The following is a 20,730-nucleotide window of genomic DNA, read 5'->3' as shown; positions in this document are numbered from 1 at the left end:
GCTGGCAGGCTCGGGGTGTGGAACCCGAGCCCGTCACCGGGACGGCGCCCCGGCCGGCCGGGCGCACCGTGTTCACGCAGGGCTGGCGCGACGTCGCCTTCCTGCACTGGGCGGTGGACCCGGCGGTGGTCGCGCCGCTGCTGCCCCCGGGCGCCCGGCCCGACGTGCTGGACGGCGCCACGTACGTCGGGCTGGTCCCGTTCCGGATGCGCCGGATCGGTCTGCTCGGTGCGCCGGGCCTGCCGTGGGCGGGGTCCTTCGCCGAGACCAACGTCCGGCTGTACTCGGTCGACGACCGGGGACGGCGCGGCGTGGTGTTCCGGTCGCTGGACGCCGACCGGCTGCTGCCGGTCCTGGTCGCCCGCTGGGTCGCGGGGCTGCCCTACTGCTGGGCGCGGATGCGGGTGCGGCGCGACGGCGACCTGGTCACCTACACGTCCCGCCGGCGCTGGCCCGGCCCGCGCGGCGCGGGTGGGCGGGTCGTCGTCCGGGTGGGCGCCCGACTCACGGACCCCCCTCCCCTGGCCGCCTTCCTGACCGGCCGGTGGGGGCTGCACCAGACGGCGTCCGGCCGCCTGGCGTACTGGCCCAACGAGCACCCGGCCTGGCCGCTGCACGCCGCCGACCTCGTCGCGTGCGAGCAGGACCTGCTGGCGGCCGCCGGGCTGCCCGGTGTCCGCGGCGCGCCCGACAGCGTGCTGTTCTCCCCGGGCGTCGACGTGCGCTTCGGGCCCCGAGTGCGGTGACGCGGGCAGGGCATGATCGCGGCATGGACCCCGTGCGCTTCGGACTGGTCGGGTACGGCTTCGGCGGCCGGTACTTCCACGCCCCCCTGCTGGCCGCCGCACCGGAGGTCGACCTCCTCGGCGTGGTCACCACCTCGACGGAGCGGCGCGCCCGGGTGGCTGTCGAGCACCCCGGCCTGCGCACCTTCGGCTCCCTCGAGGAGCTGGCCGACGCCGGGGCCGAGGCCGTGGCGATCTCCACCCCGGCCGACACGCACACGCCGCTGACCGAGCAGGCCCTCCGCCTGGGCCTCGCCGTGGTGTGCGACAAGCCGTTCGCGCTGGACGCCGCGGCCGCGTACGAGACGGTGCAGCTCGCCGCCGCCCGCCGGCTGCCGCTCGCGCCGTACCAGAACCGCCGCTGGGACTCCGACTTCCGCACCGTCCGCGCGCTGGCCGACGCCGGCCGGCTGGGCAGGGTCACCCGGTTCGAGTCGCGGTTCGAGCGGTTCGACCCCGAGCCCGGCCCGCCGGCCGCGGGCGGCGGCACGCTGCTGGACTTCGGCAGCCACCTGGTCGACCAGGCCCTCGTGCTGCTCGGCCCGGTGACGAGCGTCTACGCCGAGTGGCAGCTGCGCGAGAGCGGGCTGGACGACGACGTCTTCGTCGCGCTCACCCACGCCGACGGCGCCCGCTCGCACCTGTGGGGCAGCTGGAGCCAGGGCGCACCCGGCGACCGCTTCCGGGTGGCCGGCACCGAGGGTGCCTACGTCGTCGGCGGGCCGATGGACGGGCAGGAGGCCGCGCTGCTGGCCGGGCAGACACCGGCCACGCTGGGCGAGCGCTGGGGCGCCGAGCCGCGGGAGCGCTGGGGCCGGCTGGGCCGCGGCGACGAGGGCGTGGTGGTGCCGACCGAGCGCGGGCGCTGGGACACCTTCTACCCGGCCTTCGCCGCCGCCGTCCGTCGTGAGGGGCCGGTGCCGGTCGACCCGCGGGACGCCGTCGCCACCGCCACGGTGCTAGACGCCGCCCGGCGCAGCGCCACCGAGGGCGTCGTCGTGACGGTCTAGCGGGCGGCGGGGACCCGGTCGTCGAGGCCGTTGGCCTCGCGGACCACGTCGACGATCTGGCCCATGATGTCGGTCAGCCCGAAGTCCTTGGGCGTGAAGACGCGGGCCACGCCCTGCTCCCGCAACCGGCGGGCGTCGCTGTCGGGCACGATGCCGCCGACGACCACGGGGACGTCGTCCAGGCCGGCCTCGCGCAGCCCGCGCAGCACGGCCGGCACCACCTGCAGGTGCGAGCCGGACAGCACGGACAGGCCGACGACGTGCACGTCCTCCTCGACCGCGGCGCTGACGATCTGCGCCGGGGTCAGCCGGATGCCCTGGTAGACGACCTCGAAGCCGGCGTCACGGGCGCGGACGGCGATCTGCTCGGCGCCGTTGGAGTGCCCGTCGAGGCCGGGCTTGCCGACCAGGAAGCGCAGCCGCCCGCCCAGCTCCTCGCCCGTGGCGCGCACCCGCTCGCGGACGTGGGCCAGGGTCCGGTCGGCCTCACCGCCACCGGCGGCCGCGGCGACCCCGGTGGGTGCCCGGTACTCGCCGAAGACCTCGCGCAGCACGCCGGCCCACTCCCCCGTCGTCACGCCGGCGCGGGCGCACTCCAGGGTGGCGTCCATCAGGTTCTCGTCGGTGCCGGCGGCCCGGCGCAGCCGCTCGAGCGCCTTCTGCACCGGCTCCGGGTCGCGCTCGGCCCGCCACGTCCGCACGGACTCGCAGGCCGCGGCCTCCACGGCCGGGTCGATCACCTGGATCGCCGCGTCGAGGTCGGCGAGCAGCGGGTTGGGCTCGGTGCCCTCGAACCGGTTCACGCCGACGACGACGTCCTCGCCGCTCTCCATCCGGCGGCGGCGCTCGGCGAGCGAGGCGACCAGCCGGCCCTTCATGTAGCCGGACTCCACGGCGGCGACCGCACCGCCCATCTCCTGCACCCGGGCGATCTCCGCGCGGGCGCCCTCGACGAGCTCGGTCACCTTCTGCTCGACGACGACCGAGCCGGTGAACAGGTCGTCGTACTCGAGCAGGTCGGTCTCGTAGGCCAGCACCTGCTGCATCCGCAGCGACCACTGCTGGTCCCACGGGCGGGGCAGGCCGAGCGCCTCGTTCCACGCCGGCAGCTGCACGGCGCGGGCGCGGGCGTCCTTGGAGAGCGTGACGGCCAGCATCTCGAGCACGATGCGCTGGACGTTGTTCTCCGGCTGCGCCTCGGTCAGCCCGAGCGAGTTGACCTGGACGCCGTAGCGGAAGCGGCGGTGCGTGGGGTCCTCGACGCCGTAGCGGTCCCGCGTCAGCTCGTCCCAGAGCCGGGTGAAGGCGCGCATCTTGCACATCTCCTCGACGAAGCGGACGCCCGCGTTGACGAAGAAGGAGATGCGCGCGACGACCTCGCCGAAGCGCTCCTGCGGCACCTGGCCCGAGTCACGCACCGAGTCGAGGACGGCGATCGCGGTGGAGATGGCGTAGGCGATCTCCTGCACCGGCGTGGCCCCCGCCTCCTGCAGGTGGTAGCTGCAGATGTTGATCGGGTTCCACTTCGGCATGGCCGTCACCGTGTAGGCGACCATGTCGGTGATCAGGCGCATCGAGGGCCCGGGCGGGAACACGTAGGTCCCCCGCGACAGGTACTCCTTGATGATGTCGTTCTGCGTCGTCCCGGCGAGCTTGCCGACGTCGTGCCCGTGCTCCTCGGCGATGGCCTGGTAGAGCGCCAGCAGCCACATCGCCGTCGCGTTGATCGTCATCGACGTGTTCATCTCGTCGAGCGGGATGCCGTCGAAGAGCGCGCGCATGTCGCCGACGTGGGTGACCGGCACGCCGACCTTGCCGACCTCGCCCACCGCGAGCTCGTCGTCGGGGTCGTAGCCGGTCTGGGTGGGCAGGTCGAACGCCACCGACAGGCCGGTCTGCCCCTTGGCGAGGTTGCGCCGGTACAGGGCGTTCGACTCGGCCGGCGAGGAGTGGCCGGCGTAGGTGCGCATGACCCAGGGGCGGTCGCGCTCCTTCGGCGTTGAAGGGAACGGCATGCCCGCGGAGTGTAGGGGCGTTACCCGTCAGTAGAAGCGCCCCCTCCCGGGTGTCACCCGGTGGCACACTCGCAGGCGCGACGGAGGAGGACAGGCATGTCACCGGTGGCCGGCACCCACTACCTGGCGGGCCCGGTGATCGCGTTCACCGTGGTCGCCGGGCTCGCGCTGTTCCTGCGGTGGGCCTTCCGCAGTGAGCCCCGCCGTCGTCCCCCGGCGGACGACGGCCTGCTCACGCGCGTCGCGACGCTCTCCCGGCGGGAGTCGGCGCTGGCGCTGCGGGCCGTGCTCTCCGACGCGGGGATCCGCTCGACGGTGCGTTCCACCGGGGCGCACCGCGCGGAGGTCCTGGTCTTCCCGGAGGACGCCGACCGCGCCCGCGCGCTGGCGGCGTCCTTCCCCTCCCCCGGCTGAACGAGGACCGCCGTGCCCCCCGGACCTCGCTCTGCCCGGGCCCCTGCACGAGGGGCCGAGCGGCGTTCAGCGCGGGCGCTCGGCCGCGTCCGGGTCCCCGTCGGGACCGCGGCGGCTGACCAGCCACGGCTGCAGGTCCTCGAACCCGCGCACCGAGCGGCGCTGCAGCGGCTCGATCCGGTAGCGGGGGTGCTGCCGCAGCCGGGCGGCCAGCTCCCGGTCGACCAGCACGCTGCCGGCGCGGGCCACCGTGGTCAGCCGGCTGGCCAGGTTCACCACCGACGAGTACACGTCCCCGAGCCGGGTGAGAACCTGGCCGTGGGCCAGGCCCACCCGCAGCGGCGGCCGGTCCACGGCCCCCCACTGCTCGGGCAGCGACAGGCCGATCTCCGCCGCGGCGGCCGGGTCGGCGGCGGTGAACAGCACCCCGTCGCCGACGGTCTTCACCACCCGTCCGCCGCCGCGGGCCACCACCTCGGCCGCGGTCGCCTCGAAGTCCTCCACCATGACGCCCAGTTCGGCGCCGCTCATGCCACGCGTGCGGGTGGTGTAGCCGACCAGGTCGGCGAAGCCCACCGCCAGCTCGCGCTCCTCGCCGCCGTCCGGTGCGGCCGGCGCCCGCTCGACCGCGGCGGCCAGGTGGCGGCGCCACACGTGGTCCTGCACGTGGCGCAGCAGCGACAGCAGCCCGTCGGCCGTGGGCGGCACGTCCCCCGGCGTGGTCCCGGGCCGGTCGGGGCGCCCGTCGCGATCCCGGGCGAGGGCACCGGTGAGCAGGGCGGTCTGCCAGTCGGCCAGCCGCGCCAGGGGCTGCGCCAGCGCGCGGGCGAACGACGCCTCCGTGCCCGGGGCGACGAACCCGGCGTCGACGAGGTCCGCCAGGGCGTGCAGCGCGGCGACGTCGTCGTCGGTGAACTCCACGTCCTGCTCGGCGGCCTCGGGGAAGCCCAGGGCGTGCCACAGCCGCCGGAAGTCGTCCGGCGGCATCCGGGACAGCTGGGCCACCTGCGCCCGGGTGTACCGGCGACGGCCACCGAGCAGCAGCCGGTCGAGCCCGGCGCCGGCGGGGGCGGCACGCCCCCTCCCCTCCTCGTGCACCCTCCCGAGTGTGGAGCACGCCCGGGTGGTCGTGCTGGGCTCAGCCGGGCCGCTCGACCCGCTCGATCTTGGCCCCGAGGCCGCGCAGCTGCTCGACGAAGTCGGGGTAGCCGCGGTCGACGTGGTGCACGTCCTGCACCTCGGTGACGCCGTCGGAGACCAGCCCGGCCAGCACCAGGCCCGCGCCGGCGCGGATGTCGGTGGCCAGCACCGGCGCGCTGGAGAGCCGCTCCCGGCCCCGGACGACGGCGTGGTGCCCGTCGGTGCGCACCGAGGCGCCCAGCCGGACGAGCTCGTTGACGAACATGAACCGGCCCTCGAACACGTTCTCGGTGATCAACGCCGTCCCGGTGGAGACCGCGGCCAGCGCCACCGCCATCGGCTGCAGGTCGGTCGGGAACCCCGGGTAGGGCAGCGTGACGACGTCCACGCACCGGGGGCGACCCTCCATGGCGACCCGCAGCCCGTCCGGCAGCGGCTCGACGTGCGCTCCGGCGTCGCTGAGCTTGGCGAGCGCGACGGTCAGGTGGTCGGCGACGGCCCGCTCGATGACGACGTCCCCGCGGGTCATCACCGCGCCGATCGCCCAGGTGCCGGCGACGATGCGGTCGGGCACGGTCGTGTAGGTGACCGGTTCGAGCGCGGGCACCCCCTCGACGGTGATCGTCGACGTGCCGGCGCCCTCGATCCGCGCCCCCATCGCGGTGAGCATCGTGCAGATGTCGGCGATCTCCGGCTCGCGCGCGGCGTTGTCGATGACGGTGGTGCCCTCGGCGAGCACCGCGGCCATGAGCAGGTTCTCCGTGGCCCCGACCGACGGGAAGTCCAGCCAGATGGAGGTGCCCGTGAGGCGCGGGGCGGAGGCCACCAGGAAGCCGTGCTCGCTGTGGATGGTGGCGCCGAGCCGCTCGAGGCCCGAGATGTGCATGTCCAGCCCGCGCGAGCCGATGGCGTCACCGCCCGGCAGCGCCACCTTGGCCGAGCCGCACCGGGCGACGAGCGGGCCGAGCACGCTGATCGAGGCACGCATCCGGCGGACCAGGTCGTAGTCGGTCTCCGTGGACGGCCGGTCCGGGACGTCGACGACCAGCCGGCCACCGCCGCCGAGCGCGTGCCGCTCGTAGGACACCTCGCAGCCCAGCCGGCGCAGCACCTCGCTCATGATCGCCACGTCGAGGATGTCGGGGACCTCGTCGATGGTCGTCCGGCCGGAGGCCAGCAGCGCGGCCGCCATGAGCTTGAGGGCGCTGTTCTTGGCGCCGGTGACCCGCACCCTCCCGGTCAGGGCCGTGCCGCCGGTGACCTCGAAGCACTCCACCGGTCCACCCTACGGTGGCCTCGCTGAGGGTCCCGCCGCGCGGCCCCGTCCCGAGGCTCACCCCGAGCCTGCGCGGGGCGAGGAGGACAGGGTCCTCCTACGGTGGGGCGCAGCGGGGTCCTTCTTCTACGCTCGCCACCATGAGCGTCCGGCTGACCCGCATCTACACGAAGACCGGTGACGCCGGCCAGACGCACCTGGGCGACATGAGCCGGGTGACCAAGACCGATCCGCGCCTGGTGGCCTACGCCGACGTGGACGAGGCCAACAGCGTGCTCGGTGTCGCGCTGGCCCTCGGGTCGCCCACCCCGGAGCTCACCGAGCTGCTGCGCAGCGTGCAGAACGACCTGTTCGACGTCGGGGCGGACCTGTCCACGCCGGTCGTCCCGGATCCGCAGTACCCGCCGCTGCGGGTGACCGCCGCCTACACCGAGCGGCTGGAGGCGGCCTGCGACGCGTACAACGAGGCGCTGCCCAAGCTGGCCAGCTTCATCCTGCCGGGCGGGACGCCCCTGGCGGCGCTGCTGCACCAGGCGCGGGTGGTCACCCGCCGGGCCGAGCGCAGCGTCTGGGCGCTGCTCGAGGCCGACGGCGAGCGCACCAACGCCGAGACCGCGCGCTACCTCAACCGGCTCTCGGACCTGCTGTTCATCCTCGCCCGGGTGGCCAACCCCGGCGGCGACGTGCTGTGGGAGCCGGGCGCGCACAGCGGCGCCCACGCCCAGCGGGCGGCGTCGGCGGCCGCGGAGACACCGGCCGGCGACTGAAGGAGAACCCGTCCTCCCCGCTGCTCGCACGCCCGGAGCGGTGGCCTGGAGGGGGCCGTTCAGCGCACCGGCGGGGCGGACTCCACCCAGGAGAGGAAGCCGGTCACCGTGGAGGGCTCCATGGCCAGTTCTCGCGGGCCGGCCGCGGTGGTACAGGCCAGCACCACCACGTCCTCGGGCAGCGCGTCGTCCGCGGCGCCCGCGCGGCGGCGGCCCTGCACCCGGAACTCCGCACGGCAGAACCGTTGCTGCGGGCGCACCGACAGCGACAGGGCCCGGTACCAGAGCAACGAGTCCCCGCCGTACCAGGCGACACCCACCGACCACCGCCCCGAGCCGCCCGGGCGCAGCCACATGGTGACCGCACCCAGCCCGGAGAGGAGGAAGCGGCGGCGCAGCAGGAAGGCGACGACGAGGCCGACGAGGACCACCACAGCGGCCAGGACGAGCAGTTCGGTCGTCATCCGGGGCGCCGGGCGGTCAGGCGGGCCGTCGGTGGCTGCTCAGGCGTCCTGACCCGCGGCGCGCAGCCGCGACTGGGCGCGCTTGGCGGCGGCCAGGGCCTCGGGGTCGTCCCCGGCGCCCTCGGCGCGGCGCAGGGCCTCACGGGCCCGCTCGACGTCGATCTCGGAGGAGACCTCGGCGGTCTCGGCCAGGATGGAGACGCCGCGGTCGGTGACCGACAAGAAGCCCCCGTGGGCCGCGACGACCATGTCCTCGCCCTCGACGGTACGCACGGTCACGACACCGCCCTCGGCGAGCTGACCCAGCAGCGGTGCGTGCCCGGGCAGGACGCCGAGCTCGCCCTCGGTCGTGCGCGCCACGACCATGCGGGCCTCGCCGGACCAGATCATCCGCTCGACGGCCACCAACTCGACATGCAGGGTCGCCACGACACTCCTCGGGGTCCACCGGTCGGCGGTACGGGTCGCCGCACCCGGAGGGGACACGGCGACGGGTCGGGCACACTCTATCCGCCGTGTCCGCGCCGGACGGCGGCCCGTCCGCGGCCCTGCCCTGGACGGGCTATGCGCAGCGGCGGTACAGCAGCGTCCAGCGGCCCACGCGCACCCACGGACGGCGGACGGTCGAGGCCGGGGCCCACTCGTCGGTGTGGAACTGCCGGCCGCCGACGTAGGGCACGGCGGCCGAGGGCGGCCAGCTCCAGTCGGCGCCGTCCGCCCTGACCCCCGTGCTGCCGTCCACGTCGTCTCTCCCGATCGCCGCCCAGCTGGTCCGGGCGTCCCCGCACCAGATCGGCACGCGGCGAGGAGCCCTTGAGGCGACCCGGACCACGAACCCCGTCCGGGCTGCCGCGGCGGGGCTACCCGCGTCCCGCCCCGGACACACGGAACGGCCGGGTCCCGTTCGGGACCCGGCCGTTCTCGCCGGTGGTGGAACGGCCCCGCTGCAGGGGCCCGCGCCGAGCGTGCGAGGCGTGGGAGGGGCAGCGGGGTCCTTCTTCAGGCCCGCTTCAGCTTGTCGGCGTTGCGCTCGAGGTCCTCGAGGCCACCGCACATGAAGAAGGCCTGCTCCGGCACGTTGTCGTACTCGCCGTCGGTGATCGCCTTGAACGCCTGCAGCGTCTCCGAGCGCGGCACGAACGAGCCCGGCTGCCCGGTGAAGGCCTCGGCGACGAACATGTTCTGCGACAGGAAGCGCTCGACGCGCCGGGCCCGGTTGACCGTGACCTTGTCCTCCTCGGAGAGCTCGTCGATGCCGAGGATGGCGATGATGTCCTGCAGCTCCTGGTAGCGCTGCAGCACCTGCTTCACCGTCTGGGCGATCGCGTAGTGCTCCTGCCCGATGTACTGCGGGTCCAGGATCCGGCTGGTGGAGTCCAGCGGGTCCACGGCCGGGTAGATGCCCTTTTCCGAGATCGGCCGGCTGAGCACGGTCGTCGCGTCGAGGTGGGCGAAGGTGGTGTGCGGCGCCGGGTCGGTGATGTCGTCGGCGGGCACGTAGATCGCCTGCATCGAGGTGATCGAGTGGCCGCGGGTCGAGGTGATCCGCTCCTGCAGCTCGCCCATCTCGTCGGCGAGGGTCGGCTGGTAGCCCACGGCCGACGGCATGCGGCCCAGCAGCGTGGAGACCTCGGACCCCGCCTGGGTGAACCGGAAGATGTTGTCGATGAAGAGCAGCACGTCCTGGTTCTGCTCGTCGCGGAAGTACTCCGCCATCGTCAGCGCCGACAGCGCGACCCGCAGGCGGGTGCCCGGCGGCTCGTCCATCTGGCCGAACACCAGCGCGGTGGACTCGATGACGCCGGACTCGGTCATCTCGGTGATGAGGTCGTTGCCCTCGCGGGTGCGCTCGCCGACGCCGGCGAACACCGAGACACCACCGAACTCCTGGGCGACGCGGCGGATCATCTCCTGGATGAGCACCGTCTTGCCCACGCCGGCACCGCCGAACAGGCCGATCTTCCCGCCGGCCACGTAGGGGGTCAGCAGGTCGATGACCTTGATGCCGGTCTCCAGCATCTCGGTCCGGCCCTCGAGCTGGTCGAACCGCGGCGCGTGCCGGTGGATCTCCCAGCGCGGCGCGTCGCTGCCGTAGCCGGGGGTGTCCAGGCACTGGCCCAGGGCGTTCCAGACGTGGCCGGTGGTCACGTCGCCGACGGGCACCGAGATGGCGGAGCCGGTGTCCCGGACCTCGGCGCCGCGCACCAGGCCGTCGGTCGGCTGCATGGAGATGGTGCGGACCACGTTGTCGCCGAGGTGCTGGGCGACCTCGAGGGTCAGCGTCTTGCCCAGGTCGGCGAGGGTGACCTCCACCTGCAGGGCGTTGAACAGGTCGGGCATCGCGTCGCGCGGGAACTCGACGTCGACGACCGGGCCGGTGACCCGGACGACGCGGCCGGTCGTCTGGGTGGTCGGACGGTCCTCGGTGACGGTCATCTGTACTGCTCTCCTGCCCTCGGGCTCGGTGGATCCGCGTCTTCGGTGTCCCTGCCGCGGGAGCGGCCGGGATGGGGTCAGTCGTCGGCGCCCGCGGACACCAGCGCGTCCGCACCGCCGACGATCTCACTGATCTCCTGGGTGATCTCGGCCTGGCGGGCCTGGTTGGCCTGCCGCGAGAGGTTCTTCGCCAGCTCCTCGGCGTTGTCCGACGCCGATTTCATGGCCCGCCGCCGGGACGCCGACTCCGACGCCGCCGACTCCAGCATCGCCGCGAAGATCCGCGTCGTCACGTACTTCGGCAGCAGGGCGTCGAGGAGGGCGTCGGGCGAGGGCTCGAACTCGTACGACGTGGGGACGCCGGAGTCGCCGGTCGTGACGCCGCTCTCCCGGTCCTCCCGCTCGTAGTCGAACTCCTCGACCTCCTCGACCTCCAGCGGGGCCATCCGCTTGGCGACCGGGATCTGCGCGAGCAGCGACCGGAACTCGGTGTAGACGATGTGCAGCTCGTCCACGCCGAGGACGCCGTCGGCGCCGGCACCGCTCTCGTCGTCGTCCTCACCGGCGGTGAAGGCGTCGATGAGCTGCTCCCCCACCTGCTGCGCGTCGGTGTAGTGCGGCTGCTCCGAGAACCCGGTGAAGGTCTCGGCCACCGGGCGGTTGCGGAAGGAGTAGTAGGTCTCCCCCTTCCGGCCCACCACGTAGAGGACCGGCTCCTTGCCCTCCTGGCGGAGCAGCGAGAGCAGCTCCTCCGTGCGGCGCAGCACGTTGACGTTGTAGGAGCCCGCGAAGCCCCGGTCGGAGGTGATGACGAGCACCGCCGCCCGGCGCGCGCCCTGCCGCTCGGTCAGCAGCGGGTGGTCCAGCGAGGCCGAGGACGCCAGGGCGGACAGCACCCGGGTGATCTCGCGGGCGTAGGGCTTGGAGGCCTCCACCCGGGCCTGCGCGCGCACGATGCGGGCACCGGCGATCAGCTCCTGGGCCGAGAAGATCTTCTTCGTCGACTTCGTGGAGCGGATGCGGCGCCGCAGCGCGCGGAGGTTGCTGGCCACGGTCAGGCGCTCCGCTTGACCTGGACGCGCTCCTGGCCGCGCTCGGACGCGTCCATGGCCTCGGCCTCGTCCTCGTGGATCCGCAGCGTCTCGCCCTCGGAGGTCTGGAACTGGCCGTAGAACTCCTCGACCGCCCGCTCCAGGCCGGAGACCGCGTCGTCGCCGAGGGCCTTGGTCTGCCGGATCCCGTCGAAGACGCCGCCGTGGTTGCGGGCGACGTGGTCGAGGAACTCGCGCTCGAAGCGGCGGACCTCGGGCACCGGCACCTTGTCCAGCTTGCCGGTGGTGCCCAGCCAGATGGAGACGACCTCGCGTTCGACCGGGTAGGGCTGGTACTGGCCCTGCTTGAGCAGCTCCACCAGGCGCTGGCCGCGCTCGAGCGTGGCCCGGCTGGAGGCGTCGAGGTCGGAGGAGAACGAGGCGAAGGCCTCGAGCTCGCGGTACTGGGCGAGGTCCAGCCGCAGCCGGCCGGCAACCGACTTCATCGCCTTGATCTGCGCCGAGCCACCGACGCGGGAGACCGAGATGCCGACGTTGATGGCCGGGCGGACGCCGGAGTTGAACAGACCCGTCTCGAGGAAGATCTGCCCGTCGGTGATCGAGATGACGTTGGTCGGGATGTACGCCGACACGTCGTTGCCCTTGGTCTCGACCAGCGGCAGGCCGGTCATCGAGCCGGCACCCAGGTCGTCGGAGAGCTTCGCGCAGCGCTCCAGCAGCCGGGAGTGGAGGTAGAAGACGTCGCCGGGGTAGGCCTCGCGGCCCGGCGGACGACGCAGCAGCAGCGAGACCGCGCGGTAGGCCTCGGCCTGCTTGGACAGGTCGTCGAACACGATCAGGACGTGCTTGCCCTCGTACATCCAGTGCTGGCCGATGGCCGAGCCGGTGTAGGGGGCGATGTACTTGAAGCCGGCGGCCTCCGAGGCCGGGGCCGCGACGATGGTCGTGTACTCCATAGCGCCGGCCTCCTCGAGGGAGGCGCGGATGGCGGCGATCGTCGAGCCCTTCTGGCCGACGGCGACGTAGATGCAGCGGACCTGCTGGGTCGGGTCGCCGGTCTCCCAGGCCTGCTTCTGGTTGATGATCGTGTCGGTGACGATCGCGGTCTTGCCGGTCTGCCGGTCACCGATGACCAGCTGGCGCTGGCCGCGGCCGATCGGCGTCATGGCGTCGATGGCCTTGATGCCGGTCTGCATCGGCTCGTGGACCGACTGCCGCTGCACCACGGTCGGCGCCTGCAGCTCCAGCGCGCGGCGGCCGGTCGTGGCGATGGGGCCGGCACCGTCGATGGGGTTGCCCAGCGGGTCGACCACGCGGCCGAGGTAGCCGTCGCCGACCGGCACGGAGAGGACCTCGCCGGTCCGGCGGACCTGCTGGCCCTCCTCGATGCCGGCGTAGTCGCCGAGGACGACGACACCGACCTCGCGGACGTCGAGGTTCAGCGCGAGACCGCGGACGCCGCTCTCGAACTCGAGCAGCTCGTTGGTCATGACCGAGGGCAGGCCCTCGACGCGGGCGATGCCGTCGCCGGCCTCGGTGACCATCCCGACCTCTTCCCGCGACACGTCGGGCGAGTACTCGGTGACGTAGTTCTGGATGGCACTGCGGATCTCGTCAGCGGAGATCGTCAGCTCGGCCATGGCGTGGTGTCCTCTTCCCTGCTGGGTGGTGTCTGGGTGGGGGCCGGGTCGCGGGTCAGCCGGCGACCCGTCGGCCGGCGGCCTCGAGGCGGTGCGCGATGCTGCCGTCGATGACCTCGTCACCGACGCGGATGACCAGCCCACCGAGCACGCTCGGGTCGACGGTCACCTGCAGGCCGATCGGCCGGTGGTAGAGGCGCCCGAGGAGCTCGGCGAGCCGGCGCTCCTGCGTCACGGTCAGCGGCACGGCGGTCGTCACGCGCGCCACCGACTGGCCGCGCCGGTGCGAGGCCGCCTCGGAGAGCCGCTCGACGACGTTCTCGGCGTTGCCGGCCGTCCGCCCGGTGAGGTGGTTGCGCAGCAGCATCCCGGTGATCGGGCTGACCCGGGAGCCGACCAGCCGGTCCAGCAGCGCGGCCTTGCCGGCGGCCGGAGCGGTGCGGTCGCTGAGGATCCGGGACAGTTCCGCGTCCCCCGCGACGATGCGGCCGAACCGGAACAGCTCGTCCTCGACGCCGTCGAGCTCGCCACGGGCCTCCGCGGCGTCCAGCGCGGCGTCCGTGGCCAGGGCCTCGGTCGCCTCCACCAGGTCCAGCGGCCGCGACCAGCGCTGCCGGGCCGCCGTCTCGACCAGGTCGAGCGTGGCCCCGGAGACGCGGCCGGACAGCAGCCGCCGCGCGACCCCGGCCCGGTCGCCCGGGGTGGCCGACGGGTCCGACAGTGCCCGGCGCAGCGCGACCTGTCCGTCGAGGAGACGGGCGACGGCGAACAGCTCGTCGGCCAGGGCCACGAGCTCCTCGTCGGTGGCTGCCCGCTCCTGACCGGTCAGGCGGTCGCGCGCCCGCTCGAGCAGGCCCGACGCCGGCCGGGTGAGCTCGGCGAGGCGTTCCCGCACCGCGGCGAGCGCCCCGCGGCTGGAGGCATCCATCAGCGGTCGCCCTGCTGCACGTACACCGAGCTGCCGGTGGCACCGCCGCGGCCGTCCGCCGCGGTGCCGGCGGCCATGCCGTCGAGCTGGTCGAGGAACCGGTCGACGGTGCCGCTGCGGCGCGCCTGGTCCTCGAGGGACTCGCCGACCACGCGGCCGGCGAGGTCGACGGCGAGCCGCCCGATCTGGCCGCGCAGCTCGTTGACGACCTGCTGGCGGGAGGTGGCCAGCTGCTCCTCGCCGCGGGCGACGATCCGCGCGGACTCCTCCTGGGCCTGGGCCCGCAGCTCCTCGAGGATCTGCTGCCCCTCCGCGCGGGCCTGGTCCCGGATCTGCGCGGCCTCGGTGCGTGCCTCGGCCAGCTGGGCGCGGTACTGCTCCAGCGCCGCCTGGGCCTCGGCCTGCATCGACTCGGCCCGCTCGATGCCGCCCTCGATCGCCTCGCGGCGGGCCCGGAAGACCTGCTCGAAGCGCGGCCAGACGAACTTGGCCAGCACGAAGAACGCGATCGCGAACGTGATCGTCCCGACGATGATCTCGCCGACCGGCGGGAGGAGCGGGTTCGCCGACTCCGCAGCCAGGGTGTTCATGCTCTCCACGTCCCTACGTCAGAGGAAGCTGCTCGGGGCACCGATCAGCCGGCGTTGCCGGGCCCGAAGATGAAGGGGACGACCAGACCGATGAGCGCCAGCGCCTCGGAGAGGGCGGCACCGAGGAAGGCGTAGGTCCGGGTCAGGCCTGCCGACTCGGGCTGCCGGGCGGTCGCCTGGATGTACGCGGCCCAGACGATGCCGACGCCGATGCCGGGGCCGATGGCGGCGAGGCCGTAGCCGACGGAGCCGATGCTGCCGACGAGCTCTGCGTTGACGTCCATGCGGGGTGGTTCCTCCTGTGTCGGTCGCCCGGGGTGCTCCCGGGCGGCTGGCTGGGGGTGGTGGTACGGGGTGGAGCGGTCAGTGGGCCGGCTCGACGGCGCCGTTGAGGTAGGTCGCGGTGAGCACGGTGAAGACGTACGCCTGCAGGACGATGACCAGGAGCTCGAAGAAGGTCATGATCAGCGCCATGAGGAAGGAGGCCACGCCGAAGAGGGGGAAGATGCCGCCGGCGGTGAGCAGGTAGACGCCGCCGAGTGAGAACACCACGAGCAGCATGTGGCCGGCGAACATGTTGGCGAAGAGCCGGACGGCCAGGGTGAACGGCCGGATCACGAAGACCTGCAGCAGCTCGATGGGCGTCACCAGGATGAGCGCCCCGATCGGCACGCCCGGCGGGATCGCGGCGTCCTTGAAGTACTTGGCCGCGCCCTGCTCGCGGATGCCGATGTAGTTGTAGAGAACCCAGACGATCACCGCGAGGACCAGCGGGATCGCGAACCGGGAGTTCGGCGAGATCTGCGCGAACGGGAAGATGCTCATGAAGTTGTTCGCGAGGATGAAGAAGAACAGCGACGCGAGGAACGGCGCGAACGGCAACCCCTTCGGGCCGATCACGTCGCGGGCCATGCCGTCGCGGACGAGGGAGTAGCCGCTCTCGCCGATGTACTGGAGCTTGTCCGGCACGACCGTGGCCTTGCGGGCGGCCAGCACGAGCAACGCGAGGATCGCCGCGGTCGCGATCCACATGATGATCGTGATCCGGGTGATCTCGAAGTCGATCCCCAGGACCGAGAACTCGGCGACCGCCGGCGGGTAGAACTCGGCGATGGTGGGGGCCTGGAAGCCGCCCTCCTCACCACCACCTTCGGCGGCGAGCACGTCGGCGAGCGCGTGGGCGCTGGAGGTCACCGTTGTCCCTTCTGCGTCCTGGTCGGGCTGCGGCGCCCGCCCCGGGTGGAGCCGGTGCGCCCGGGCCCCTCGGTCGGGGGCAGGGCGCCGTACTTGACGACCACCAGGTAGATGGCCACCGTCAGGCCGAGGAGCACGCCGATGAGGGCGACGAAGCGGGTACCCCACCAGCGGTCGAGCGCCAGCCCGACCCCGCCCCACACGATGATCCCCGAGAGCATGGTCCCGGTGATGCTCCACCCGATGTCGGCCCCGCTGGGCTGACGGTCGGCGGATGGTGCAGGTCGAGGTCGAGAACCCCCGCTCGCGGAGCTGCCCTCGGCCATCGGCGGGGACACTATCAGCCGCGTGTCGCGGGCGTTTCCGGCGGCGGCGGGGTTCCCCCGGTCGAGGGCGGGGCGGGTGGGGGCACGTAGTACAGCCGCCGGGTCCAGACCCAGCGCTGCTGGACGATGCTCCACAGCAGCGCCCCGGCGATGACCGTCCACGCCAGCGTGCGCCGGTCCACCCAGCCCTCGGCGGGCAGCGACTGCAGCACGGCGGCCAGCACGAGGATCTTCACGAAGAACGAACCGAGGGCGGCGGGCAGCGTGAAGGCGTCCCCGTGCCGCCCGGCCCAGGCGATGACGAGCCCGGACAGCGCGAAGAAGAAGGTGACGACGGCGGCGCCGAGCAGCACGGCGACAGCGGCGTCCCACCCCGCGAGCAGCCCGGCGACCGGCGCGGCCACGGCGGTGAGGGCCGCGGTCACCGCCGTCCCCACGCGCAGGAAGGACAGGTCCCACGGGGCCTGAGCGGTCCCGGTGACGGTCATCGGACTCCCTGGGGGGACGGCTGGCCGGCCGGGTCGGCAGGCCGGCCGGGAACGGACGGAACGGCGGTCGCGCGGACGGCGCGCGCCGTCGGGTGGTCGGCCCGGCTGCGCTGCCGCTGCGCCTCCAGCTCCGCGGCCCGTGCCTCGCGGGCCGCCCGGCGGGCCCGCGGGCTGAGGACGACGACGACGCCGAGGACCAGCAGCACCGCGATGGAGACCAGCAGCTCCACCCGGCCGCCGGTGATGGACAGCCCCACCGCCCCGAACGAGAGCAGCGCGGCCCAGAAGTACATGACGAGCACCGCACGCCGGTGCGAGTGACCGATCGCGAGCAGCCGGTGGTGCAGGTGCATCTTGTCCGGCGAGAAGGGCGAGCGCCCGCGGAGGCTGCGGCGGACGACGGCCATCACCAGGTCGATGAACGGGATGGAGAGGACCGCGATCGGCACCAGCAGCGGGAGGGCCAGCGGCAGCAGGGTGGCGGCGGAGTCGAAGGTCTGCGGGTCGGCCTGGCCGGTGGCCGAGACCGCGGCCGCGGAGAGCATCAGGCCGACGAGCATGGAGCCGGAGTCGCCCATGAAGATGCGCGCCGGGCTGAAGTTGTGCGGCAGGAACCCGAGGCAGGCGCCGGCCAGCACCGCGGTGATGAGCGCCGGGGCGCTGGCGATGTCGTCGTAGCCCTCGGCGCCCAGGTTGTAGCTGTAGGCGAAGAAGGCGAGCGCGGCGATCGCCGAGACGCCCGCGGCCAGGCCGTCGAGGCCGTCGATGAAGTTCAGCGCGTTCACCGTGAGGACGGTCAGCAGCAGGGTCAGCGGGACGCCGATGTCGGGCCCCAGCGAGAGCGTGCCGATGTCGGCGACCGGGAGGAAGACGAAGGCCAGCTGCACGCCGAGGAGCACCATGACCCCGGCCGCGGCGATCTGGCCGGTGAGTTTCGTCAGCGCGTCCAGGCCGAACTTGTCGTCGAGCACGCCCAGGGCGCAGATGAGCCCGCCGGCGACGAGGACCGCGGCGGTCTGCGAGTCGTCGAAGGTCCGCTGGAGGGCCGGCAGCCGGGTGGCCACCAGGACCGCCGCGGCGACCCCCAGGTACATCGCCACACCGCCCCCGCGCGGCGTGGGGATGACGTGCACGTCGCGCTCGCGCGGCGCGGCCATCATCCGCAGCCGGACCGCCGCGAGCCGCACCACCGGCGTGGCCAGGAAGGTCACCAGGCCGGCGGTGAGCAGGACGACGACGTACTCGCGCATGGCTCAGGCCGGGCCGGAGACGGTGCCCCAGGAGAGGGTGCTCATCGCAGCGGTCTCCCGGGGATCGACGACGGACGGTGGCCCCACGGTATCGCCAAGTCGGCTCCAGGTCCCCGACGAGTGGAGGCCCGGAGGGTCTCCCGAGGAGTGGACGACGGCGGCGCCGTCCAGGGCACCGCCCCGAGCCTGCGAGGGGTGGGGAGGACGGGATCCTTCCTCAGTCGACGATCTCGGGGACGACCTCGCGCAACCGGTCGACCGGGATCGCACCGACCCGCAGCACCCGCGGGGCCGGCACGGTGCAGTCGACGATCGTGCTCGCGGCGGAGCCGGCGCGGGGGCCGCCGTCCAGGACGACGGCCGCGTGCATCCCGAGCTGGGCGACCGCCTCGTCGGCGGTGGTGGCGGCCGGGCGGCCGGAGCGGTTGGCGCTGGACACGGCGAGCGGACCGGTGCGCCGCAGCAGGTCGCGGGCGACGTCGTCGTCGGGCAGCCGGACGGCGACGGTGCCCTCGGCGTCCCCCAGGTCCCAGGCCAGCGACGACGCGTGCTCGAGGACCAGGGTCAGCCCGCCGGGCCAGAACGCCTCGGCGAGCTTCGTCGCCAGGGGCGGGACGACGGTGACCAGCCCGACGAGCGTGGAGGCCTCGCCGATGAGCACGGGGACCGGCATCGTCCGGCCGCGGTTCTTCGCCGCCAGCAGCGCGGCGACCGCCGGCGGGGTGAAGGCGTCGGCCGCGACGCCGTACACGGTGTCGGTGGGCAGCAGCACCAGCTCGCCCCTGCCGATCGCCGCCGCCGCGGCGTCCAGCCCGGCGGCGCGGGCGTCGGGGTCGGAGCAGTCGTAGGTCGCCGGGGTCGAAGACGGAGCCACGGGGGGCGAGTCTGTCATCCCCCGGTCCGGTGCGCGGTGGTGTACCGCGGGCGGCCGGCCATGTCGGGGTGGTCCTCGACCCCGGTCCAGCCGCCGGAGGCCCGCACCAGCGCCGGCAGCGCACTCCCCTGCTGGTCGGCGTGCTCGATGCCCAGCCCGCCGCCCGGTCGCAGCAGCCGGGCGGCGGTGCGCAGCAGCCCGCGGACGACGTCGAGCCCGTCCGGACCGCCCCACAGCGCCAGCGGCGGGTCGTGGTCGGCCACCTCGCGCGGCACCGTCGCGCCGTCGGGGACGTACGGTGGGTTGGAGACGACCAGGTCGACCGTGCCGTCGAGCTCGGTCAGCAGCGCCGGGTCGGTCATGTCGCCGGCGAGGACCTCGACCCGGCGGTCCCCGGCGGCGGCGCGGGCGGCGGCGTTGTGCCGCGTCCACCCGATCGCCCCCGGGTCGCGCTCGACGGCGGTCACCCGCGCGCCGGGGTGCTCGTGCGCGATCGACAGCGCGATGGCCCCCGACCCGCTGCCCAGGTCGACGACGACCGGCGCGGGGACGTCGGCCAGCTGGGCGAGCGCCCACTCGACGAGCTGCTCGGTCTCCGGCCGGGGCACGAAGACACCGGGGCCGACGGCGAGCTCGAGGTAGCGGAACGGGGCGCGGCCGGTGAGGTGCTGCAGCGGCACCCGGTCGGCGCGCTGGCCCACGAGGTCCGCGAACCGGGCGGCCGCGTCGTCCGGCACGTCGCCGAGGGTCAGCAGGCCGGTGCGCGAGACGCCGAGCACGTGGGCGAGCAGCAACTCGGCGTCCGCCCGTGGGGAGGCGACGCCGGCGTCGGCGAGCCGCCGCGCGGCGTCGGCCAGCAGCGTGCGTGCGCTCAGGAGCCGGCCGCCAGCAGCTCGGCGGTGTGCGCGCGGGTGAGCGCGTCGATGACCGGGTCGAGCTCGCCGTCGAGCACCTGGTCCAGGTTGTGCGCCTTGAAGCCGACCCGGTGGTCGGAGATCCGGCTCTCCGGGAAGTTGTAGGTGCGCACCCGCTCGCTGCGGTCGACGGTGCGGACCTGGCTGCGGCGCTGGTCGCTCGCGGCCGCGGCGGCCTCCTCACGGGCGGCCGCCAGCAGCCGGGAGCGCAGGACGCGCAGCGCCGACTCGCGGTTCTGCAGCTGGCTCTTCTCGTTCTGCGAGCTGACCACGATGCCGGTCGGCAGGTGGGTGATCCGGACGGCGGAGTCGGTGGTGTTCACGCTCTGCCCGCCGGGACCCGAGGAGCGGAAGACGTCGATGCGCAGGTCGTTGGGGTCGACGGTGACGTCGACCTCCTCGGCCTCGGGCAGCACGAGGACGCCGACGGCGGAGGTGTGGATGCGGCCCTGGGACTCGGTGACCGGCACCCGCTGGACGCGGTGCACGCCGCCCTCGAACTTCAGCCGCGACCAGATGCCCTCGTCGCCGCGGGACTTGATGGCGATCGAGACGTCCTTGTAGCCCCCGAGCTCAGCCGGGACGGCGTCGAGGACCTCGGTGGCCCAGCCGCGGCGCTCGGCGTAGCGGAGGTACATGCGCAGCAGGTCGCCGGCGAACAGTGCCGACTCCGCGCCGCCCTCCCCCGCCTTGATCTCGAGGATCACGTCCTTGTCGTCGTCGGGGTCCTTGGGCAGCAGCAACTCGCGCAGCCGCTCCTCGAGCTCGGGCACCCGCTGCTCGAGCGCGACGGCCTCGGCGGCGAACGAGGCGTCCTCACCGGCGAGCTCGCGGGCCGCGGCGAGGTCGTCACGGACGGCGTCCAGCGCGCGCTTGGTCTCCACCAGCGGGGCCAGCTGCGCGTAGCGCCGGCCCAGCCGGCGGGCGCGGGCGGTGTCGGCGTGGACGGCGGGGTCGGCGAGCTCGGTCTCCAGCGCGGCGTGCTCGGCCAGCAGCCCGCTCAGCCGGTCGGGGGCGGCGTCGGTGCTGCTGCTCATGGGGGGCCTCTCAGGCGGCGGGGGGGGGGGGGGGGGGGGGGGGGGGGGGGGGGGGGGGGGGGGGGGGGGGGGGGGGGCCCCGCGCGCCGCGCGCGGAGGGGCCGGCGGGGGAGGTTAAGGCTCTCGTCTT

At 74.1% G+C, this 20,730-nt stretch carries 23 protein-coding genes; 4 read left to right on the top strand and 19 right to left on the bottom strand.

Annotated features, from left to right (window positions below):
* The first annotated feature begins 17 nt into the window (after positions 1-17).
* Both ACI78Z_RS10975 and ACI78Z_RS10970 read left to right on the top strand, forming a co-directional pair.
* Positions 18-746 (top strand): YqjF family protein, encoded by a 729-nt coding sequence (locus ACI78Z_RS10975; protein WP_457036564.1) that lies wholly within the window; start codon positions 18-20, stop codon positions 744-746.
* A gap of 23 nt (positions 747-769) precedes the next feature.
* Complete coding sequence (locus ACI78Z_RS10970) at positions 770-1,795, top strand: Gfo/Idh/MocA family protein (RefSeq protein WP_457036563.1); 1,026 nt, start codon at positions 770-772, stop codon at positions 1,793-1,795.
* On the opposite strand, the gene ACI78Z_RS10965 is transcribed toward ACI78Z_RS10970, so the two are convergent.
* Positions 1,792-3,810, bottom strand: coding sequence for a protein meaA (locus ACI78Z_RS10965; protein WP_457036562.1), 2,019 nt, complete (start codon positions 3,808-3,810; stop codon positions 1,792-1,794). The genes ACI78Z_RS10970 and ACI78Z_RS10965 overlap by 4 nt on opposite strands.
* A 96-nt stretch (positions 3,811-3,906) precedes the next feature.
* Between ACI78Z_RS10965 and ACI78Z_RS10960 the strand changes: the two genes are divergently transcribed.
* Positions 3,907-4,224, top strand: a complete 318-nt coding sequence (locus ACI78Z_RS10960; protein WP_457036561.1) for a hypothetical protein — start codon at positions 3,907-3,909, stop codon at positions 4,222-4,224.
* 66 nt (positions 4,225-4,290) lie between these two features.
* On the opposite strand, the gene ACI78Z_RS10955 is transcribed toward ACI78Z_RS10960, so the two are convergent.
* Both ACI78Z_RS10955 and murA read right to left on the bottom strand, forming a co-directional pair.
* The gene (locus ACI78Z_RS10955; RefSeq protein WP_457036560.1) at positions 4,291-5,322 is read right to left on the bottom strand and encodes an adenylate/guanylate cyclase domain-containing protein; all 1,032 of its coding nucleotides are present in this window, start codon (positions 5,320-5,322) and stop codon (positions 4,291-4,293) included.
* Between the two features lie 40 nt (positions 5,323-5,362).
* The gene (gene murA, locus ACI78Z_RS10950) at positions 5,363-6,640 is read right to left on the bottom strand and encodes a UDP-N-acetylglucosamine 1-carboxyvinyltransferase (protein ID WP_457036559.1); all 1,278 of its coding nucleotides are present in this window, start codon (positions 6,638-6,640) and stop codon (positions 5,363-5,365) included.
* Positions 6,641-6,780: 140 nt separating this feature from the next.
* Here murA and ACI78Z_RS10945 point away from each other — a divergent pair, with 140 nt between their 5' ends.
* A complete protein-coding gene (locus ACI78Z_RS10945) occupies positions 6,781-7,407 on the top strand; it encodes a cob(I)yrinic acid a,c-diamide adenosyltransferase (protein WP_457036558.1) in 627 nt (208 codons plus the stop codon).
* Positions 7,408-7,466: 59 nt separating this feature from the next.
* Here the strand turns inward: ACI78Z_RS10945 and ACI78Z_RS10940 are convergent, their stop codons facing one another.
* The 16 genes from ACI78Z_RS10940 to prfA form a co-directional block, all read right to left on the bottom strand.
* On the bottom strand, positions 7,467-7,871 hold the full coding sequence (locus ACI78Z_RS10940; RefSeq protein ID WP_457036557.1) for a DUF2550 domain-containing protein: 405 nt from the start codon (positions 7,869-7,871) through the stop codon (positions 7,467-7,469).
* Between the two features lie 39 nt (positions 7,872-7,910).
* Entirely contained in the window at positions 7,911-8,300 is a 390-nt protein-coding gene (locus ACI78Z_RS10935) for a F0F1 ATP synthase subunit epsilon (RefSeq protein ID WP_457036556.1), read from the bottom strand.
* Between the two features lie 133 nt (positions 8,301-8,433).
* The gene (locus tag ACI78Z_RS10930; protein ID WP_457036555.1) at positions 8,434-8,613 is read right to left on the bottom strand and encodes a hypothetical protein; all 180 of its coding nucleotides are present in this window, start codon (positions 8,611-8,613) and stop codon (positions 8,434-8,436) included.
* A gap of 257 nt (positions 8,614-8,870) precedes the next feature.
* Entirely contained in the window at positions 8,871-10,307 is a 1,437-nt protein-coding gene (gene atpD, locus ACI78Z_RS10925; RefSeq protein WP_457036554.1) for a F0F1 ATP synthase subunit beta, read from the bottom strand.
* 77 nt (positions 10,308-10,384) lie between these two features.
* Positions 10,385-11,359, bottom strand: coding sequence for a F0F1 ATP synthase subunit gamma (locus ACI78Z_RS10920; protein ID WP_457036553.1), 975 nt, complete (start codon positions 11,357-11,359; stop codon positions 10,385-10,387).
* 2 nt (positions 11,360-11,361) lie between these two features.
* Positions 11,362-12,999, bottom strand: coding sequence for a F0F1 ATP synthase subunit alpha (gene atpA, locus ACI78Z_RS10915; RefSeq protein ID WP_457036552.1), 1,638 nt, complete (start codon positions 12,997-12,999; stop codon positions 11,362-11,364).
* Between the two features lie 55 nt (positions 13,000-13,054).
* Positions 13,055-13,927: a F0F1 ATP synthase subunit delta gene (locus ACI78Z_RS10910; RefSeq protein WP_457036551.1), complete on the bottom strand. Its 873-nt coding sequence runs from the start codon at positions 13,925-13,927 to the stop codon at positions 13,055-13,057.
* Positions 13,927-14,517: a F0F1 ATP synthase subunit B gene (locus ACI78Z_RS10905; RefSeq protein WP_457036550.1), complete on the bottom strand. Its 591-nt coding sequence runs from the start codon at positions 14,515-14,517 to the stop codon at positions 13,927-13,929. Before ACI78Z_RS10905 ends, ACI78Z_RS10910 begins: the two co-directional genes overlap by 1 nt.
* A 44-nt stretch (positions 14,518-14,561) precedes the next feature.
* On the bottom strand, positions 14,562-14,801 hold the full coding sequence (gene atpE / locus ACI78Z_RS10900) for an ATP synthase F0 subunit C (protein ID WP_457036549.1): 240 nt from the start codon (positions 14,799-14,801) through the stop codon (positions 14,562-14,564).
* 79 nt (positions 14,802-14,880) lie between these two features.
* A complete protein-coding gene (atpB, locus tag ACI78Z_RS10895; RefSeq protein ID WP_457036548.1) occupies positions 14,881-15,711 on the bottom strand; it encodes a F0F1 ATP synthase subunit A in 831 nt (276 codons plus the stop codon).
* Complete coding sequence (locus tag ACI78Z_RS10890; protein ID WP_457036547.1) at positions 15,708-15,932, bottom strand: hypothetical protein; 225 nt, start codon at positions 15,930-15,932, stop codon at positions 15,708-15,710. Before ACI78Z_RS10890 ends, atpB begins: the two co-directional genes overlap by 4 nt.
* A 119-nt stretch (positions 15,933-16,051) precedes the next feature.
* Complete coding sequence (locus tag ACI78Z_RS10885) at positions 16,052-16,525, bottom strand: hypothetical protein (protein ID WP_457036546.1); 474 nt, start codon at positions 16,523-16,525, stop codon at positions 16,052-16,054.
* Entirely contained in the window at positions 16,522-17,775 is a 1,254-nt protein-coding gene (locus ACI78Z_RS10880) for a glycosyltransferase family 4 protein (RefSeq protein WP_457036545.1), read from the bottom strand. The genes ACI78Z_RS10885 and ACI78Z_RS10880 overlap by 4 nt, the downstream gene beginning before the upstream one ends.
* A 217-nt stretch (positions 17,776-17,992) precedes the next feature.
* Positions 17,993-18,649, bottom strand: coding sequence for an L-threonylcarbamoyladenylate synthase (locus ACI78Z_RS10875; protein WP_457036544.1), 657 nt, complete (start codon positions 18,647-18,649; stop codon positions 17,993-17,995).
* Positions 18,650-18,663: 14 nt separating this feature from the next.
* A complete protein-coding gene (gene prmC, locus ACI78Z_RS10870) occupies positions 18,664-19,506 on the bottom strand; it encodes a peptide chain release factor N(5)-glutamine methyltransferase (RefSeq protein WP_457036619.1) in 843 nt (280 codons plus the stop codon).
* 14 nt (positions 19,507-19,520) lie between these two features.
* On the bottom strand, positions 19,521-20,600 hold the full coding sequence (gene prfA, locus ACI78Z_RS10865) for a peptide chain release factor 1 (protein ID WP_457036543.1): 1,080 nt from the start codon (positions 20,598-20,600) through the stop codon (positions 19,521-19,523).
* Positions 20,601-20,730 lie beyond the last annotated feature (130 nt).

It is taken from the genome of Geodermatophilus sp. SYSU D01176 (assembly GCF_054050015.1).
The sequence above is the reverse complement of the archived record's forward strand: the minus strand, read 5'-3'. Positions and strand labels throughout refer to the sequence as shown.